Origin of the sequence: Cyanobium sp. BA20m-p-22 (assembly GCF_024346275.1) — a bacterium.
Taxonomy (GTDB): domain Bacteria; phylum Cyanobacteriota; class Cyanobacteriia; order PCC-6307; family Cyanobiaceae; genus Cyanobium_A.
Genome location: NZ_JAGQCQ010000037.1, coordinates 1 through 17,135 on the forward strand (window position 1 = coordinate 1; position 17,135 = coordinate 17,135).

At 66.5% G+C, this 17,135-nt stretch carries 18 protein-coding genes; 14 read left to right on the forward strand and 4 right to left on the reverse strand.

Annotated features, from left to right (window positions below; all coding sequences use genetic code 11):
- From carB to KBZ15_RS05020, 5 genes are all read left to right on the forward strand, one after another.
- On the forward strand, window positions 1-1,577 hold a 1,577-nt coding region (gene carB / locus KBZ15_RS05000), incomplete at its 5' end, for a carbamoyl-phosphate synthase large subunit (protein WP_255013866.1).
- A 27-nt stretch (window positions 1,578-1,604) separates the two neighbouring features.
- Window positions 1,605-2,300 carry a DUF3386 domain-containing protein gene (locus KBZ15_RS05005; protein ID WP_255013868.1) on the forward strand — a complete coding sequence of 232 codons (696 nt, stop codon included), beginning with the start codon at window positions 1,605-1,607 and terminating at the stop codon, window positions 2,298-2,300.
- Window positions 2,301-2,332: 32 nt separating this feature from the next.
- Entirely contained in the window at window positions 2,333-3,220 is an 888-nt protein-coding gene (locus KBZ15_RS05010) for an ABC transporter permease (RefSeq protein WP_255013870.1), read from the forward strand.
- Window positions 3,217-4,080, forward strand: coding sequence for an ABC transporter ATP-binding protein (locus KBZ15_RS05015; protein WP_255013872.1), 864 nt, complete (start codon window positions 3,217-3,219; stop codon window positions 4,078-4,080). The genes KBZ15_RS05010 and KBZ15_RS05015 overlap by 4 nt, the downstream gene beginning before the upstream one ends.
- On the forward strand, window positions 4,061-5,074 hold the full coding sequence (locus KBZ15_RS05020) for an ABC transporter substrate-binding protein (protein ID WP_255013874.1): 1,014 nt from the start codon (window positions 4,061-4,063) through the stop codon (window positions 5,072-5,074). The genes KBZ15_RS05015 and KBZ15_RS05020 overlap by 20 nt, the downstream gene beginning before the upstream one ends.
- 40 nt (window positions 5,075-5,114) lie before the next feature.
- Here KBZ15_RS05020 and KBZ15_RS05025 read toward each other — a convergent pair whose 3' ends face one another.
- The 3 genes from KBZ15_RS05025 to KBZ15_RS05035 are packed head-to-tail and all read right to left on the reverse strand — an operon-like array spanning window position 5,115 to window position 7,408.
- Entirely contained in the window at window positions 5,115-5,351 is a 237-nt protein-coding gene (locus KBZ15_RS05025) for a DUF6447 family protein (RefSeq protein WP_255013876.1), read from the reverse strand.
- Between the two features lie 21 nt (window positions 5,352-5,372).
- Window positions 5,373-5,669 carry a hypothetical protein gene (locus tag KBZ15_RS05030; protein ID WP_197150782.1) on the reverse strand — a complete coding sequence of 99 codons (297 nt, stop codon included), beginning with the start codon at window positions 5,667-5,669 and terminating at the stop codon, window positions 5,373-5,375.
- On the reverse strand, window positions 5,669-7,408 hold the full coding sequence (locus KBZ15_RS05035) for an ABC transporter ATP-binding protein (RefSeq protein WP_255013879.1): 1,740 nt from the start codon (window positions 7,406-7,408) through the stop codon (window positions 5,669-5,671). The genes KBZ15_RS05030 and KBZ15_RS05035 overlap by 1 nt, the downstream gene beginning before the upstream one ends.
- A gap of 48 nt (window positions 7,409-7,456) precedes the next feature.
- On the opposite strand from KBZ15_RS05035, the gene KBZ15_RS05040 reads away from it, so the two are divergent.
- From KBZ15_RS05040 to KBZ15_RS05060, 5 genes are all read left to right on the forward strand, one after another.
- Window positions 7,457-7,654: an RNA-binding S4 domain-containing protein gene (locus KBZ15_RS05040; protein WP_255013881.1), complete on the forward strand. Its 198-nt coding sequence runs from the start codon at window positions 7,457-7,459 to the stop codon at window positions 7,652-7,654.
- 29 nt (window positions 7,655-7,683) lie between these two features.
- The gene (tpiA, locus tag KBZ15_RS05045) at window positions 7,684-8,412 is read left to right on the forward strand and encodes a triose-phosphate isomerase (RefSeq protein WP_255013883.1); all 729 of its coding nucleotides are present in this window, start codon (window positions 7,684-7,686) and stop codon (window positions 8,410-8,412) included.
- Between the two features lie 12 nt (window positions 8,413-8,424).
- Complete coding sequence (gene folP, locus KBZ15_RS05050) at window positions 8,425-9,249, forward strand: dihydropteroate synthase (RefSeq protein WP_255013885.1); 825 nt, start codon at window positions 8,425-8,427, stop codon at window positions 9,247-9,249.
- A gap of 126 nt (window positions 9,250-9,375) precedes the next feature.
- A complete protein-coding gene (locus KBZ15_RS05055) occupies window positions 9,376-9,642 on the forward strand; it encodes a DUF6364 family protein (RefSeq protein WP_255013887.1) in 267 nt (88 codons plus the stop codon).
- Entirely contained in the window at window positions 9,639-10,070 is a 432-nt protein-coding gene (locus KBZ15_RS05060; protein ID WP_255013888.1) for a PIN domain-containing protein, read from the forward strand. Before KBZ15_RS05055 ends, KBZ15_RS05060 begins: the two co-directional genes overlap by 4 nt.
- A gap of 110 nt (window positions 10,071-10,180) precedes the next feature.
- Here the strand turns inward: KBZ15_RS05060 and KBZ15_RS05065 are convergent, their stop codons facing one another.
- The gene (locus KBZ15_RS05065) at window positions 10,181-14,185 is read right to left on the reverse strand and encodes a magnesium chelatase subunit H (RefSeq protein ID WP_255013889.1); all 4,005 of its coding nucleotides are present in this window, start codon (window positions 14,183-14,185) and stop codon (window positions 10,181-10,183) included.
- 108 nt (window positions 14,186-14,293) lie between these two features.
- Here KBZ15_RS05065 and dapB point away from each other — a divergent pair, with 108 nt between their 5' ends.
- From dapB to KBZ15_RS05085, 4 genes are all read left to right on the forward strand, one after another.
- A complete protein-coding gene (dapB, locus tag KBZ15_RS05070; protein WP_255013891.1) occupies window positions 14,294-15,142 on the forward strand; it encodes a 4-hydroxy-tetrahydrodipicolinate reductase in 849 nt (282 codons plus the stop codon).
- On the forward strand, window positions 15,142-15,792 hold the full coding sequence (locus tag KBZ15_RS05075; protein WP_255013892.1) for a hypothetical protein: 651 nt from the start codon (window positions 15,142-15,144) through the stop codon (window positions 15,790-15,792). The genes dapB and KBZ15_RS05075 overlap by 1 nt, the downstream gene beginning before the upstream one ends.
- A 104-nt stretch (window positions 15,793-15,896) precedes the next feature.
- Window positions 15,897-16,169 (forward strand): high light inducible protein, encoded by a 273-nt coding sequence (locus KBZ15_RS05080; RefSeq protein ID WP_255013894.1) that lies wholly within the window; start codon window positions 15,897-15,899, stop codon window positions 16,167-16,169.
- Between the two features lie 93 nt (window positions 16,170-16,262).
- Window positions 16,263-17,135: FAD-dependent monooxygenase (locus KBZ15_RS05085; RefSeq protein ID WP_255013896.1), on the forward strand; the 873-nt coding region annotated here is incomplete at its 3' end.

The following is a 17,135-nucleotide window of genomic DNA, read 5'->3' on the forward strand; positions in this document are numbered from 1 at the left end:
GTGGCCCCAATCGCATCGGCCAGGGCATCGGATTTGACTACTGCTGCTGCCACGCCTCCTTCGCCCTGCAGGCCGAGGGCTTCGCCACGGTGATGGTGAACAGCAACCCGGAAACCGTTTCCACCGACTACGACACCAGCGACCGGCTCTACTTCGAACCGCTCAGCCTCGAAGACGTGCTCAACGTGATCGAGGTGGAGAGGCCCGTGGGGGTGATCGTGCAGTTTGGCGGCCAGACGCCGCTCAAGCTGGCGATTCCGTTGCTGAACTGGCTGGCCTCCCCGGAGGGACTGGCCACGGGCAGCCGCATCTGGGGTACGTCGCCGCAATCGATCGACGCCGCCGAAGACCGGGAGCAATTTGAGGCGATCCTGCGGCGCCTGGAGATTCGCCAGCCCCGCAATGGCCTGGCCCGCAGTGAGGCCGAGGCCCGGGCGATCGCCGCGCGCGTGGGCTATCCAGTGGTGGTGCGCCCCAGCTATGTGCTGGGCGGCCGGGCCATGGAGGTGGTTTACGACGAGACGGAGCTCAACCGCTACATGGTGGAGGCGGTCCAGGTGGAGCCCGACCACCCGGTGTTGATCGACCAGTATTTGGACAATGCCGTGGAGGTGGATGTGGACGCCCTCTGCGATCGGGAGGGGGTGGTGGTGATCGGCGGTGTGATGGAGCACATCGAGCCGGCCGGGATCCACTCGGGTGACTCGGCCTGCTGGCTGCCGTCGGTGAGCCTCAGCGAGCCAGCCCTGGCCACGATTCGCGCCTGGAGCCGGGCCCTGGCCCTGGCCCTGGGGGTGCGCGGCCTGATCAACCTGCAGTTCGCCGTGCAGAGCGACCCCGAACTGGGCGAGCGGGTGTTCATCATTGAGGCCAACCCCCGCGCTTCCCGCACGGTGCCGTTTGTGGCCAAGGCCACCGGCGTGCCCCTGGCCAAGGTGGCCAGCCAGCTGATGGCGGGCCGCACCCTGGCCGAGCTGGGCCTCACGGCCGAGCCCCGGCCGCCCTTGCAGACCGTCAAGGAGGCCGTGCTGCCGTTCAAGCGTTTTCCCGGTTCCGACACCCTGCTGGGGCCGGAGATGCGCAGCACCGGCGAGGTGATGGGTATCGCCACCAGTGCGGGCATGGCCTACGCCAAGGCCGAGCTGGCCGCCAATGAGGCCCTGCCCACCGGTGGCACCGCCTTCCTCTCGACCCATGACCGCGACAAGCTCGCTTTGCTGCCCGTGGCCGAGCGACTGGTGGAGCTGGGTTTTGCCCTGATCGCCACCGGCGGCACCGCCAGGTCGCTGCGGGCCGCAGGCCTGACGGTGGAATCGATTCTCAAGGTGCACGAAGGCCGCCCCAACATCGAAGACGCGATTCGCTCCGCCCGCATCCAGCTGATCATCAACACGCCGATTGGCCGCCAGGCCGCCCACGACGACCAGTACCTGCGCCGCGCCGCCCTCGACTACTCCGTACCCACGGTCACGACCCTGGCCGGGGCCCGGGCGGCGGTGGAGGCGATCACCGCCCTGCAGCAGCAGACGATCGAGGTGAATGCCCTGCAGGACATCCATCCCCACCCGGCTCGTTAGGGTTGACCCATCCCTTCGACCATCCCCGTGACCGTCACCCCAGAGGCACCCCCTTCCCAGCTCAGCGCCCCGATCGCCCCGGGCAGCGACTGCACGGCGGCCTTCCGGGCGGCCTACGAGAACCGCTACACCTGGGAGAGCGGCTTTGCCGGTTACGCCGGCCGCTGTAGCTGGCAGCAGGGCGAGCGGACCGTGGCCGGCACTTTCCAGCTGGGCGCCGACCTCAAGGCCAGCCTGGAGGGCATCGACGATGCCGAGATCCATAAGGCCTTGGCCTCCCAGCTGTGGGAGGTGGCGATCCACCGGGTGCGCCGCAGCTTCGAGCAGACCCACGGCGCCAACAGCTTCAGCGCCGGCGACACCGATGCGGTGGGCACCGAGGTGATCGTGGGCGGCAAGGGCGAGGGCGACCGCTACCGCATCAAGGGCGATGTGGTGACGATGGTGCATCGCCATATCCACGGCACCGTCGTGACGATCTTCACCGAGAGCACCACCGACACCGGTAGCGGCTACCTGAGCCGTAGCTACACCAGCCGTTACAGCGACCCAGCTACGGGTGAAGCCAAGGGGGGAATCAGCCGCTTCACCGACACCTTCGTGCCGCTCAGCGAGGCTGGCCCCTGGGTGTTGAGCGAGCGGGTGGTGGAGACCGAGGCCCACGGCGATACGCCGGCTGGGCGCCAGGTGTTTCGGTTCGAGGATCTGGTTCCCCTGGGCTAGGTCCGCGGGCGCTCGCCCGGCAAAATGCGCCGATGCTCTCCCTCTGGCTTGGTGCCGCTGACCAGGGCCTGGCCTACGCAGGCCTGGCCCTGGGCACCTATCTGACCCTGCGGGTCCTCAACTTCCCCGATCTCACCGTTGACGGCTCCTTCGCCCTCGGCGGCGGCGCGGCGGCGGTTTTGATCAGCCAGGGCGCCCCGGTGCCGGTGGCCCTGGCCATGGCGATTCTGTTTGGCTGCCTGGCCGGTCTGGTGACCGGCCTGATCCACACCCGCCTGGGGGTCAACGACCTGTTCGCCGGCATCCTCACCACCACTGGCCTCTACTCGATCACCCTGCGGTTGATGGGGCGCTCCAACATCCCCCTGCCGGAGACCCCGGCCGGCATCCAGGCCCTGCCCGACCTGGGCCTGGGCATAGATGGCCAGTGGGCGGTGGCTCTGATCCTGGCAATGGGGGGTTTGATCCTGCTGATCAGCCTGTTGCTGGCCACCGATTTCGGTCTGTCCCTGCGGGCCCTGGGCAACAACCCCACCATGGCCCGGGCCAACGGCATCAACCAGCGCCGCGGCCTCACGGTGGGGATTGCCGCCGCCAATGGCCTGGTGGCCCTGGCCGGCGCCCTGGTGGCCAACTACCAGGGTTTCGCCGATGTGACCATGGGCATCGGCTCACTGATCCTGGGCCTGGGCATGGTGATCATCGGCGAATCGGTGCTGCGGCCCCGCTCCGTGCCCCAGGCCCTGCTGGCGGTGGTGCTGGGGGCAATCCTGTTCCGCACCCTGATCGCCATCGCCCTCCAACTGGGCCTCGAGCCGGTCGACCTCAAGCTGGCCACGGCCCTGCTGCTGCTGATCGCCCTGGCCTTTGGGCGGCTGCGCATCCCGGGCCTCTCCGACCAGGGGAGGCTGCAGGGATGAGCAGCGTCACCAAGGGCGCCAACTCGAGTCTCACCGTTGCCAAACTCGGCTGGGGCCATCCCCTGCCCGGGGGGGGCTGGCGCCAGCTTTTCAGCGATTTTTCGCTCACCTGCCCGGCGGGTCAATTTTTGGTGGTGATCGGCAGCAACGGCTCCGGCAAGAGCACCCTGCTCAACCTGGTGGCCGGCACCCTGGCCCTGGCTGATGGCCAGATCCACCTCGGCAATCGCCCCCTGCACAAGCTGCGCGACTACCAGCGAGCCCGCTGGATCGGCCGGGTGATGCAGAACCCGCTTGAGGGCACCTGCCCCGGTCTCACCGTGGCTGAGAACCTCCGGCTGGCTGAACGGCGCAGTAGGCCAGCCCGGCTGATCGGCGGGGGCCTGATCGGCATGCTCGGGGGCATTCACCCCAACGGGGCCGATCGCCGCCGCTACCGGGAGTTACTGGGGGATCTGGGCTTGCCCCTGGCCGACCGCCTCGATGAGCCGGTGGGCCAGCTCTCCGGTGGCCAGCGCCAGACCCTCAGCCTGGTGATGGCCACCCTGAGTTCGCCGGACCTGCTGCTGCTCGATGAGCACACCGCCGCCCTCGATCCCCGGGCTGAGGCCACCGTGATAGCCCTCACCGAAAGGTTGATCCGCCGCTTCGGCACCACCACCTTGATGGTGACCCACAGCCTCGACCAGGCCCTCGGCCACGGCGACCGGCTGGTGATGCTCCACGAGGGTCGCCTGATCGGGGACTGGAGCGCTGCGGAGCGGGAAGCTCTCGATCCACCGGCATTGCGGGCGATGTACGGCACGGCCATAGTGGCGCCGCAGTCTTCCAGTGCCCCTGATGGGTCTTCAGCGTCGTGAATTTCTCAGCCTGGTAGGGGCAGGCGCTGTCAGCACGGTGGTGCTCTCGGCCTGCGGAAAACTTGGCGGCGACGCCAGGGTGAAGGGGCCCACCATCGGCATGCTGCAGATGCTGGATGCGCCGCCACCGAACAACACCCGCAAGGGCTTTGAAGCGGCCCTGGCCGAGGCCGGCTACACCCCGGGCAAAACCGCCAACTTCATCCAGAAGGATGCGGCCGGTGAGCTGCCCAACACCACCTTGGTGATGAAGCAGTTCGTGGGTGACAAGGTGGACATGATCCTGGCAGTGGGCACCCCGCCCCTGCAGGCCGCCATGAAGGTGGCCCCGGAAACCACGCCGGTGATCTTCTGCTACTGCTCCAATCCCTGGGGTGCCGGCGCCGGTACCCCCCCCGGTGGCGTCGGCCAGCACCGCCCTAATGTGGTGGGCACGATCGGCACCAACCCGATGGGCAAGGAGCTCGACCTGGCCCGTCAGATCAATCCGGAGCTCAAGACCGTCGGGGTGATCTACAACCCCGGTGAGCCCAATTCCGAATATGAGGCCAAGGTGCTCAAGGAGGAGGCGGCCAAGCGCAACATCACCGTGGTGGAGCAATCGGTGGCCAACTCCGGTGAGGTGCTGCAGGCCGCCCAGGTGCTGGCTCAGAAGCAGGTGGAGGCCTTCGTGAAGATCGGCGATTACGCCACGATCCAGGGCTTTGGCTCGATCGCCAAGGTGGGCCTCGAGAAGAAGATCCCCGTGTATTCGGTGGATGCCGACGACATCAAGTTGCCCGGCTGCCTGGCCACGATCGGTTGGTCCTACTTCGATGACGGCTACGCCGCCGGCAAGCTGGCGGTGCGGGTCCTGAAGGGGGAATCCCCGGCCACGATGGCCTTTGAGCCCCTGACCAAAACCGAGCTGTTGGTGAGCAAGGCCACGGCCCAGGCGATCGGTGTCACCCTGCCCGAGGCCCTGCTGAAGGAGGCGAAGGAGGTGGTGGGTTAGGCCTTGCGCTTGCTCTTGCGCTTGCTAAGGCCGGGCCTGTTCAGGGCATGGGGGTGATGGCCTGGAGCTTGTCGTTGAGTTGGCTGGCCATCGCCTGCCTGCCCACGGCAAGCACCTTCAGGGTGTCCTCATGCATGCGCAGCTGGGCATCGGCCACCTGCATGCCCCGCACCAGCTCCTTGAGCTCATCGGGCAGGCTGTTGAGGTCGTAGCGCTTGCCCTCGAAGGTGAGCACGGGCGGCTGGCTGCCTGTGGTGTTGGGGCTGACGATGTCCACGGAAACGGAATTTGGTACCCCTCACGATAGGGGGGTGGGACCCGGCCGCTTGAAAAAAAACATCAGCAGCGGCCCCACCTGGGCTGCCTCCACCATCTCCCAGTTCTCCTTGCCGAGGGCATTGAGAAAGAACTGCAGCTGCTCGGCCGGGTGGCGTGGCTTGGTGGCAGCGGCGTCGTATTGCTGGGGGAATTCCCGCTGCAGAAATTCGGGGCTGAGCGCTCCCCCCAGCCGCTCGCTGTCTGTCTTGGGTGAGGGCGGCCCGGGCGGATTGCCGCTCTCCACATTGATGTGGATCACCCTGTACTCCCAAGTCATCAGGATTGCAGGTGGATGAACTGGCGCTCGCAGAGGTCGCGGTAGCGGCCGCCGCTGGCCATCAGCTCATTGTGGCTGCCCTGCTCAACTATCCGCCCGCCATCTAGCACGAGGATCCGGTTGGCCCCCTGCACCGTCGCCAGCCGGTGGGCGATCACCAGCACGGTGCGGCCGGCCATGGCCTGCTCCAGGCCCCGTTGCACCGCCTCCTCGGCCTCCGCATCGAGGGCGCTGGTGGCCTCATCCAGCAGCAGCACCGCCGGGTTGCCGAGGACGGCGCGGGCGATGGCCAGCCTTTGCAGTTGGCCGCCGGAGAAATTGCTGCCCCGCTCCTCGATGCGGCTGGCGTAGCCCTGGGGCAGGGCCTCGATGAAGCTGGAGGCATTGGCCAGCTGGGCCGCCTGGCGGATCGCCGCCTCCGTGGCGGGCCGGCCGAAGGCGATCGCCTCGGCCACCGTGCCCGAGAACACGCTGCTCTGCTGGGGTACCAGGGCCACGGCCCGGCGCAGCTCCCGGGCCCGCAGGTCGGCCAGGTTGTGGCCATCGAGCAGCACCCGGCCCGATTGGGCGGTGTTGAAGCGCAACAGCAGCGAGAAGAGGGTGCTCTTGCCGGCGCCGGATGGCCCCACCAGGGCCACCACCTGGCCCGGTTCGACGCTCAAGTTGAGGTTGTGGAGCACCGGTCGGGCGGCGTCATAGCCGAAGAGCACCTGCTCGAGCACCAAAGCGCCGTGCACCTTGCCCAGGGGCTGGGCGCCAGGACGGTCGGGGGCCTCCACCGGCTCGGCCTCAATTGCCCGCAACCGCCGCAGCGAGGCCTGGCCCTGCTGGAACTCGTTGAAGTTGGTGGTGAGGTGGGAGATCGGATCGATCAGCATCAGCAACGCTGCCACGTAGCTGCTGAAACCCTGGCTATTGAGGCCGCCGGCCTGAATGCGGGCGGCGCCGATCAGCAGCACGGTGAGGATGCCGGCCGCCTCGAGGAAGCCCACCACCGGGTGCTGCAGGGCCAGCAGCTTGAGGGTGCGGTAGCGGGCCCGGCGGTGCAGGTCGATTTCGGTGTCGAACCGTTGCTGCAGCCAGGGTTCGGCCGCAAAGGCCCGCACCAGGGGCAGGCCGGTGATCGCCTCGCCCAGCAAGCCGGCCAACTCACTCACCTGCTTCTGGCTGCGTTCTGCCGCCGCCATCACCCGGGCGCCGAAGCTGCTCACCAGCACCACCACAACCGGGGCGAGCAGCAGGGTGGCCAGGGCCAGGGGCGGATCGAGCCACACCATGTAGCCGAGCACCACTACCAGCTGCAGGGCGCTGGGGATGGTGTCCTGGATGGTCTTGTAAATCACCTCCCCCACCCGGTCCGCATCCTCGGTGAGCCGATAGGTGAGGTCGCCGGCCGAGAGCTTTTCCAGGGCGCCGAATTCGAGCCGTTGCAGCCGGGCAAACAGCCCCCGGCGCAGCTCCTGGCTCACCCGCAGGGCCGGGCCGGCCAACAGGGTGTCCTGGCCGAATTGGGCGGCCTTTTGCACTAGAAATAATCCCAGGGCCGCGGCGATGGTGCGCGCCACCAGCGGGAAGTTGCCGGCGCCGATGGCGGGGATCAGCTGGCCGGCCAGCCAGGCCAGCAGGGGCCAGCAGGCCACAAAGATGAGCATGCAAAGTCCCCCGGCGGCGAGGCGCCGGGAGTGGGGCTTCAGCAGCGGCCAGAGCTTTCGAAACCCGGCCGTAGGCGGTGCAAGCATGGCTTCACGCTATCGCCCACTCTTGCAGCCCCCATTGCAGCACCAGACTTGAAACTCGACCAATTCCTCAAGTACCAGGGCCTGGTGGGCACCGGCGGGGAGGCCAAGCTGCGCATCCAGCGCGGCGATGTGCAGGTGAACGGCAACATCGAAACCCGGCGGGGTCGCCAGCTGGCCCTGGGGGATGCGGTGACCATCAACGGCCACGAGGTGCTGTTCATGGGGGAGCGGCCCGCGGACCATTAGGTTTTGCTGACAGTACGGAGCTGGCGCCGGTGCGTAAGGCTGTGATCGCGGGCAACTGGAAGATGCACATGACCTGCGCGGAGACGCGGGTGTTTGCAGCCGTTTTCAGGCCCCTAATCGCCGATTTGCCCAACGATCGGGAGGTGGTTATCGCGCCACCCTTTACCTCCATCCCCACCCTCTGCCGCCACCTGGAGGGGGCTGGCGTGCAGATTGCCGGCCAGAACGTGCACTGGGAAGACCAGGGCGCCTACACCGGCATGATCTCGGCCCCGATGCTGCTGGAGCATGGCGTTAGCCACGCGATCGTGGGTCACAGCGAGCCCCGCAAGTACTACAGCGAGAGCGACGAGCAGATCAACCTGCGGGCCCGCAACGCCCAGCGCCATGGGTTGATCCCGATCCTCTGCGTGGGCGAGAGCCTGGATCAGCGCGAATCAAACGAAACCGAGCGGGTGATTCATCGCCAGATTGAGCAGGGCCTCGAGGAGGTGGATCCCACCTCCCTGATCGTCGCCTACGAGCCGATCTGGGCGATCGGCACCGGTAAAACCTGCGCCGCCGAGGAGGCAAACCGCATCTGTGGGTTGATTCGCGGCTGGGTGGGCAATCCCGGCGTCACGGTCCAGTACGGGGGCTCGGTCAACCCCGCCACCATTGACGACCTGATGGCCCAGCCAGAGATCGACGGCGTGCTGGTGGGGGGGGCTGCGCTCGACCCGGTGAGCTTCGCCCGCATCGCCAACTACGGCCGCTGAGGGGCAGGGGTGATGGCTGATCCCCGGGCCCCCTGGGGCAACCGCACCGCCGTGATGGGGGTGCTGAACCTCACCCCCGATTCCTTTAGCGATGGCGGCCGCCTCTCCAGCGTGGCCCAGGCCGTGGGCGCCGCTGGGCGGATGCTGGCCCAGGGGGCAGATCTTCTCGACCTCGGCGCCCAGAGCACCCGTCCCGGGGCCGAGGCGGTGGGCCCCCAGCGGGAGCTTGCGCGGCTGCTGCCCTCCCTCACGGCGATCCGTTCTGCCCATCCCTCGGCCCTGCTCTCGATCGACACCTTCCATGCCGCCGTGGCCGAGGCAGCCCTGGCGGCCGGAGCCGACTGGATCAATGACGTCAGTGGCGGCCGCCGCGATCCGGCCATGCTGCCCTTGGCGGCGTCTGCCGGCTGCCCACTGGTGCTGATGCACAGCCGCGGCGATAGCCGCAGCATGAACTCCCTTGCCTGTTACGGCGATGTGGTGGCGGAGGTGCGGGCTGGTCTATTGGCCGCCACTGAAATGGCTCTGGCGGCGGGGGTGCGCCCGCTGCAGCTGATCTGGGATCCGGGGCTGGGCTTCGCCAAGGACACTGACCACAACCTGGATCTGCTCCGGGGCCTAGGCGCCGTGGCGGCGGAGGGCTTTCCCCTACTGGTGGGGCCTTCGCGCAAGCGCTTTATCGGCGCGGTGTTGAGCGAGCCCAGGCCGCGGGCGCGGCTATGGGGCACGGCAGCGGTATGCAGCCAGGCGATTGCCCAGGGGGCCCGCATCCTGCGAGTGCACGACGTTGGGCCCATCGTGCAGGTTGCCCGCATGGCTGATGCTCTGCTGGGCTGATCAAGTTGTTCGGGGCGGATGCAGCCCATTTCCACCAGCCGCTCACCAAGCTGCTTCTCATTGAAGCCCTGCTCATCGAACAGGCCGGGGTTGAGCCGTCCGGGTCCACTGCGATACTGTGATCCCATGAAAAACATCACAGTTTCGGTGGCCGAGGAGGTTCATCGCCAGGCCCGGATCCATGCCGCGCAGAACGGCACCTCGGTGTCGGCGCTGGTTCGCGACTATCTGGTCTCCCTAGCCGCCGAGCCAGGCCGCGATCCCGGCGTTGACCCCCGCCGCCTGTCCCAGGATGAGCTGTTTCGCCGCCTCGACCAGAAGGGGCAAGGCCTGTCTGCAGCCGATCGCCAGCCGCGCCGCCGCCTGCACGAACGGCAGCCGCGCACGGCATGACGGCTGGCTGTTTCCTCGACACCAATGTGTTGCTCTATGCGGTGAGTACGACACCCGCTGAAGCGTCAAAGCGGCAGCTGGCTCGCTACCTGCTCACGGAAGACGATTGGACACTCTCGGTGCAGGTGCTTCAGGAGTTCTACGTGCAGGCCACCCGGGCCACGCGGCCTGATCGCCTTTCACTTGACGATGCAGTGGCGCTGATGGCGACCTGGGAGCGCTTCACCGTGCAGCCCATCGATCGTGCCGTGCTGCATCGCGCCCTCGACTTGCATCAGGCCTATCCGCTGTCCTACTGGGATGCCGCGATCCTGGCCGCTGCCCACCAATCCGGCTGCGATTTGGTCTTGTCGGAAGATATGGCCGATTGCCACACCTACGGAACGGTGACGGTGCGCAATCCGTTTGCGGTGATCCGCGATACGTGACGGCCGTGAGATTCAACCGTGAAAATCCTTCCTTCAGCCACTTGCCGTAGCAGTCTGGAGACCGCCCATAACCCTCAAACGGCGGTAGTGGATTTCACTACTCTAGGGTCTTATGCCTTCGTAACCCCCTCAATCCGGTCTTCGATCTCTTGGTAGATCTCCTGTAGTTGGGCGATGTTTTCGTCGCTGGTTTCCCAGTAGCCGCGGCCATTGACTTCCAGCAGGGTGCCGACGATGCGGCGGAAGCTGTGGGGATTGAGCTCCATCAGCCGCTTGCGCATCTCCGGGTCATTGATGAAGGTGTCATTGGCATCCTCATATACGAAGTTGTCCACCGCGCCGCTGGTGGCACTCCAACCGAGGGTGAAGTTGAGCCTTTTGGCCACCTCCCTAACGCCCTCATAGCCGCTGTTGAGCATGCCCTCGTACCACTTGGGATTCAGCAGCTTGGTGCGTGAATCGAGGCGAATAGTTTCGCTCAAGGAGCGCACCTGGGCGTTAGCTGTGGTGGTGTCGGCGATGTAGCTGGCTGGAGCCTTGCCGTCGTCGCGCAGGCCCGCAATCAGCTTGGTGGGATCGGAATCGAAGTAGTGGCTCACATCGGTGAGCGAGATTTCGGCGGAGTCAAGGTTTTGGAAGGTCACATCGGCCGTCTTCATGGCTGATTCGAACACTTCGCGGTTTTGATTCATCTCGCCCGGGTTGTCGGCATTGAAGGCAAAGGTTTTGCGGGAGAGATACATCTCCTGCAATTCATCCTCCTCTTCCCAGGTGCTGTTCTCCACCGCCAGGTTGACGTTGGAGCTGTAGCTGCCGCTGGCATTGGAGAAAACCCTTGTTGCCGCATCCCGCAGGGACACGCCCTGGGCTTCCGCCTGCTCAAGGGCGTGGCGGCGCACGAAGTTCATATCCAGGGGCTCATCGGCCTCAGCTGCCATCTTCACGCCCTGGTCGATCAGGCCCATCTGGTTGATGAAGAGGTCGCGGAATACGCCACTGCAGTTCACCACCACATCGATGCGGGGCCGGCCCAGCTCCTCAAGGGTGATCAGCTCCAGCTTGTTTACCCGGCCGAGTGAGTCGGCCACAGGCCGCACGCCGATAAACCAGAGGATCTGGGCCAGCGATTCGCCGTAGGTTTTGATGTTGTCGGTGCCCCAGAGCACGCAGGCGATTGTCTCGGGCCAGGCCCCCTGTTCCGCCTTCTGGCGCTCGATCAGCCGATCTACCACCACCTTGGCGGCCGCAATCGCGGCTCGGGTGGGGATCGACTGGGGATCGAGGGCGTGGATGTTTTTGCCGCTGGGCAGCACGCCGGGGTTGCGGATCGGGTCGCCGCCGGGGCCGGGCAGCACGTATTCGCCATCGAGGGCCTTGAGCAGGCTCTCCATTTCCATGTCGGCGCAGATCTGCTCGAGGCAGAAGCGCAGGTAGCCAAACAATTTGTCGAGTTCGGCCTGATCCACCCCGCCAAAGCCAGCCGCCCGGCAGGAGCTCAGCCAGGGGCTGGGCAGCTGGAAACCGAAGCGCTCCAGCAGGGCAAACAGCCAGGCGAAGTTCTGGCGCAGGGTCACCCGGCCATCGGCGCCGGTGACGGCCTTCACCATCGAAGCCACCGCCGCACGGCACACCTCGGTGATGACGCGGTTGAGCTCCACATCGGCGAGCACGCCGGCGTCATTGCCCTTGTAGATGTCGCTGATCGTGCGGCCCCGGCTCTCGGCCAGCAGGGCCGGCAGGGAACGCAGGCCATCTTCGTCTCGCTCCAGGGCGGCGATGTTGACCAGGGTGGCGATTGCCTCCTCCGCAGTGGGGGGCTTGCCGATCGTGTGCAGGCCGCAGGGCAGCAGGCGGCTTTCGATCTCCATCAGCTGGCGATACACCGCACCCACCACGGAATCCCTGGCGTCCAGGTCCAACTGGGCAGCATCCAGCTCGGGGAGGCTTACGTCTTTGTCGAGGTTGCACTGGCGTGCCGTTTCGACGATTGCGTTGACTATCTGCACACCGCGGGAACTTTCCCGCAGCTGCTGGTAGGAGCCCACCAGTTCGCCCATCTCCTTGAGACCCCGATACAGGCCTGCGTTTTCTGCCGGTGGGGTGAGATAGCTGATCGTGGAGGCGTAGCCCCGCCGCTTGGCGATTGTCGCCTCGCTCGGGTTATTTGCCGCGTAGTAATAGAGGTTTGGCAGGGCCCCGATCAGGGAATCGGGGTAGCAGGTTTCGCTCATGCCCATCTGCTTGCCGGGCATGAACTCCAGCGAGCCATGGGTGCCGAAGTGCAGCACCGCATCGGCCCCCCACACCTTCTCCAGATAGGTGTAGTAGGCGGCAAAACCGTGGTGGGGGCTGGCACTGCGGGAATAGAGCAGCCGCATCGGGTCGCCCTCGTAGCCAAAGGTGGGCTGCACACCCACAAAAACATTGCCGAAGTGGCGGCCGTAGATCAGCAGGTTGGTGCCGTCGGAGTTGAGGTTGCCCGGGGGCTTGCCCCAGTTCTCCTCCAGCCGCTCGGAATAGGGGGTGAGCCGCTCGTATTCGGCCACGCTCATGCGGTGGGCGATCGAGAGCTCCGGGGCCCCCTGAAGAGCTTCGGGGTCGTTGATCACCGCCTCCATCAGGGCCTTGGCAGTGGGCGGCAGGTTTTGCACGTCGTAGCCCTTGAGCTTCATCTCCTCCAGCACCCGGTGGATCGAACCGAATACGTCCAGGTAGGCGGCGGTGCCCACATTGCCCTTGTCTGGCGGGAAGCTGAATACGGTGATGGCCAGCTTCTTTAGGGCCCGGGGCTTCACCCGCAGGGAGGCCCAGCGGATCGAGCGTTCGGCGATGGCCTCCACCCGGTCTTGCAGGGTGTGGGCTTTGCCGGTGGCGTCGTCGCGGCCGCTGAGCACGATCGGCTCGATGGCGCCATCGAGCTCGGGGATGGCGATCTGCAGGGCCACCTGCACCGGATGCAGGCCCAGGTCGCTCTCCTCCCACTCCTGGGTGGTCTGGAACACCAGCGGCAGGGCCACCATGTAGGGGCGGTTGAGCTTCTGGAGCACTTCGATCGCCTTGGGGTGGTCCTGGCGGGCCGGCCCACCCACCAGGGCAAAACCAGTGAGCGACACCACCCCATCGACCAGGGGCACATCGGGGTTGAGCGGGTCGTAGAAGAAGGCATTCACCGGCTTGGTGAAATCGAGGCCGCCGCAAAACACCGGGATCACGCGGGCGCCGCGATATTCCAGTTCCTGGATGATCGCCACGTAGTGGGCCTCATCGCCAGTAACGATGTGGCTGCGCTGCAGCACCAGGCCGATCAGCGGACCCTGGAGCGCCTTTTCGCTGAGATCGGTGCGGCTGGAGGTCCAGTTGAGGTATTCCTTGAGGTCGGTGAACATCCCCGGCGCCAGGGGGTGCCAGATGCCCAGGTCGGGGAACACTTCGGGCTCGGCCACCACCACGGCGGCCCGATCGCACTCAGCCCGGGGAAAGACGTATTTGTCGGCCAGCATCAACAGGAAGTTGCGCAGGTTGTCTGGCGTGCCGCCCAGCCAATACTGGAAGCTGAGCATGAAGGCGCGGGCGTCCTGGGCCTTCTCCACCGGCAGGTATTTGAGAACGGTCGGCAGGGTATTGAGCAGCTTCAACATCGCGTCCTGGAAGCCGGCGCCACCGGCCTCCTTGCGCTTTTTCATGAAGCTGGCGATGGCGCTCTTGCTCTGGCCCAGCTGGGCCATCGAGAAGGTGCCGAGCTTGTTGAGTCGCATCACCTCCGGCATGGAGGGGAACACCACGGCGGCCTTGAGCCGGTCGCGGTGGGGGGCAACGGCCTCGACCACCTTCTGGGCTAGGTCTTCGATGAAAATCAGCGAGGCGATGAACACGTCCGCTGCGGCCACATCGGCCTGGAAGTCGGCATAGTTCTGGGGGTCGCGCAGTTCCTCGATCAGGTAGCCGCTCAGCTCGATCGCCAGGGGGCCGTTCTGGTCGTTGAGCGAGTTGGCCGCCTGGGTGAGGGCGTGCTGGTACTGGGGTTCGAGCACCACATACACGGCCTTCATCACGGCCCGGCCGTTCACCTCACCGGGGCTGACGCGGCGGTTGGTGGAGCGAACCTGCGTGAACATGCGCAACTGAACTGACCCCAGGGAATCTACGGAGCCCCCCGACCTGATGCGAGCGCTGGCCAGGCCTGCGCGGCACGCATAGGCTCGATCCCACTACCTGCGCTCGCCATGGCCCCTGCCCCTGCCCCCGCTGCGCCGATCCCCGTGGTGGTGGCCGGTGCCCTGGGCCGCATGGGCGCCGAGGTGATCAAGGCCCTCGACGCCGCGCACGACTGCCAGCTCGTGGCAGCGATCGACACCACCTCCGGCAAGGAGGGCGCCGATGTGGGCCTGGAGCTCGGCCTGGGGGAGCTCCAGGTGGCGATCACCAGCGATTTTGAGGGGGCCCTCTGCCAGGCCAGCCAGGCCGCCCGCAGCGGCGGGGCCGCCGTGCTGGTGGATTTCACCCACCCCTCGGTGGTTTACGAGCACAGCCGCGGCGCCATCGCCTACGGGGTGCACCCGGTGATCGGTACTACGGGTCTTTCGAGCGAGCAGCTGGCCGATCTGGCTGCGTTTGCCGAGAAGGCGGGGGTGGGTGGGGCCGTGATCCCCAACTTCTCAGTCGGCATGGTGCTGCTGCAGCAGGCCGCTGCCGCCGCCGCCCGCTTCTACGACTACGCCGAACTCACCGAGCTGCACCACAACCGCAAGGCCGATGCCCCCAGTGGCACCTGCATCAAGACCGCCGAGCTGATCGAGGAGCTGGGCAAAGCCTTCAACCCCCAGCAGGTGGAGGAGCACGAAACCCTGGCGGGCTGCCGCGGTGGGCTGCGCGAGAGCGGTCTGCGGCTCCATTCGATCCGACTGCCGGGCCTGGTGGCCCACCAAGAGGTGCTGTTTGGCGCGCCCGGGGAGACCTACACCCTGCGCCACGACACGATCGAACGCTCCGCCTACATGCCCGGCGTGCTGCTCACCGTGCGCAAGGTGCGCCAGCTGGGTGGGCTGGTGTATGGCCTGGAGCGGCTGCTCTGATGCTGCTTCCCCTGCGCCCCGGCGAGCTCCCCCGGCTGATTCCGGCGGTGGCCACCGGCCCCCAGTTCAACGCCTGCACCGGCAATCCCCGCAAGGTGCTGCAGCGGGTGCTGATCACGGTGATCGGTGCGGTGATAACGCTGCTGATCAGCCAGACCCTGCTCTTCTCCAGCCAGTTTGGCCCAGTGTTTCTGGTGGTGGGAGTGGTGTTTGCCCTCTACATACTCTGGGGCCCGATCCTGGAGGCCGGCCAGAAGAACGCCACCCTGCGCCGTTACCCGGCAGCCGCCCTGTTTGAAGGGGAAATAGCTGATCTCTATACCCGCGAGATCGTTGAGGACCGGCGCGAACAGGCCAATAACAGCGGTCGCCTGGAGCTGGTGGAAAACCGCCGCACCTGGCTCACCCTCGAGCTTGAGGACGAGCAGGGCTATCTCGGCAAGGTGCGCTTTCCCTTTGACAAGAAGAAGCATCAGAAGATCCGCGCCGGCATGGTGGTGCGGGTGCTGGTGCTCAGTGAGCGCAAGGATTTCTCCCAGGTCGGGGCGATCAGCGATGCCTGGCTGCCCCAGTTGAAGCTGTGGGTGGGGGAATACCCCTTTCTGTTGCGCCCGGCCTTTGAGGAGCTCTGCCTCAAAAGATTTCGCTGAGGGTTTTCGCTGAGAGGTTCTCGCAGAGCGCTTTGGGGACCGATCTGCCCAATCTCTGCAATATTGCGTTACAATTTCGTCAGCAACCCCACATGAGCGTCCCCATGACCCAGGCCACCCCCGCAGCTCCCACACCCGCAGTCGCCGCAGCCACCATCAGGGGCGCCACCGTCACCACCGAAGATGGGGGACGTCTCAATGCCTTCGCCACCGAGCCCCGCATGGAAGTGGTCTCCACCGAAAGCGGCTGGGGCTTCCACGAGCGGGCTGAAAAGCTCAACGGCCGCATGGCCATGCTCGGCTTCGTTGCCCTGTTGATCACCGAATTTGCCCTGGGCGGCGAATCCTTCACCCGCGGCCTGCTCGGCATCGGCTGAACCCAGCTGAATCCCTGCCCAGTTCCAGCTTGAGCCGCAGTCAATGAGCTGCGGCTTTTTTGTGCTCCCACCCGGGCTGATCAGCCTGTCGCCATGGTCCATTCAAATCCGGTTTTCCGGGCCCAGGTGCTGGGGGCCGGTCCCACCGGCGCCCTGGCGGCCCTGGCCCTGGCCCGGGCCGGCTGGCAGGTGCGCATCTGTGATCCCCTGCCGGCCTCGGCCCTGGTGGAGCGCAACCGCGCCTATGCCTTCAGTCACTCCAGCCAGCGATTGCTCTGCCAACTGGGGCTGTGGAGCTCTCTGGAGCAGGTCATGGTTCCTTTCCGCCGCCTGGAGCTGGTCGACCTGGCTGTAGAGCGCCAGGTGGGCTTCACCCCGGCTGATCTGGGCCCGGCAACCACCACCCCTTCGGCCGCTTCTTACGCCAATCTTTCATCCACCGCAGTGGGTTGGATAGCGAAGCACCAGCTGCTTCTGCCGCCCTTGCTGGCGGCCCTGGCGGCCGATCCCGCCGTGGTTCTCGAGCTGGGCTCTCCACCGGTTCAGTCGTCCCTGCCGCCGCCAGACCTGGTGGTTGCCGCCGACGGCCCCCACTCCCCCAGCCGGGCGGCCCTGGGCATCGGCGCCCTGCACTGGGCCTACTCCCAGAATTGCCTCACCTGTCTGGTGCAGCTGCGCGGCAGCGCCAACGACCAGGCCTGGGAGCTGTTGCGGCCCGAGGGGCCCTTTGCGGTGCTGCCCCTGGGAGACGGCGTATTCCAGCTGGTCTGGAGTGCGCCGGCCCGCCGTTGCCGCCAGCTCGAGAGCCTTGGCGATGGGGCTTTCCTTGACGCCCTGGCTGGGGCCCTGCCGGATGGGCTCCAGCCCGATGCCCTGCTGGATGCCCCCCGGGCCTATCCGGTGGGCCTGCTGCTGGCCCACCGCCTGCATCGGGGCCGCACCGTGCTGGTGGGCGAGAGCGGCCAT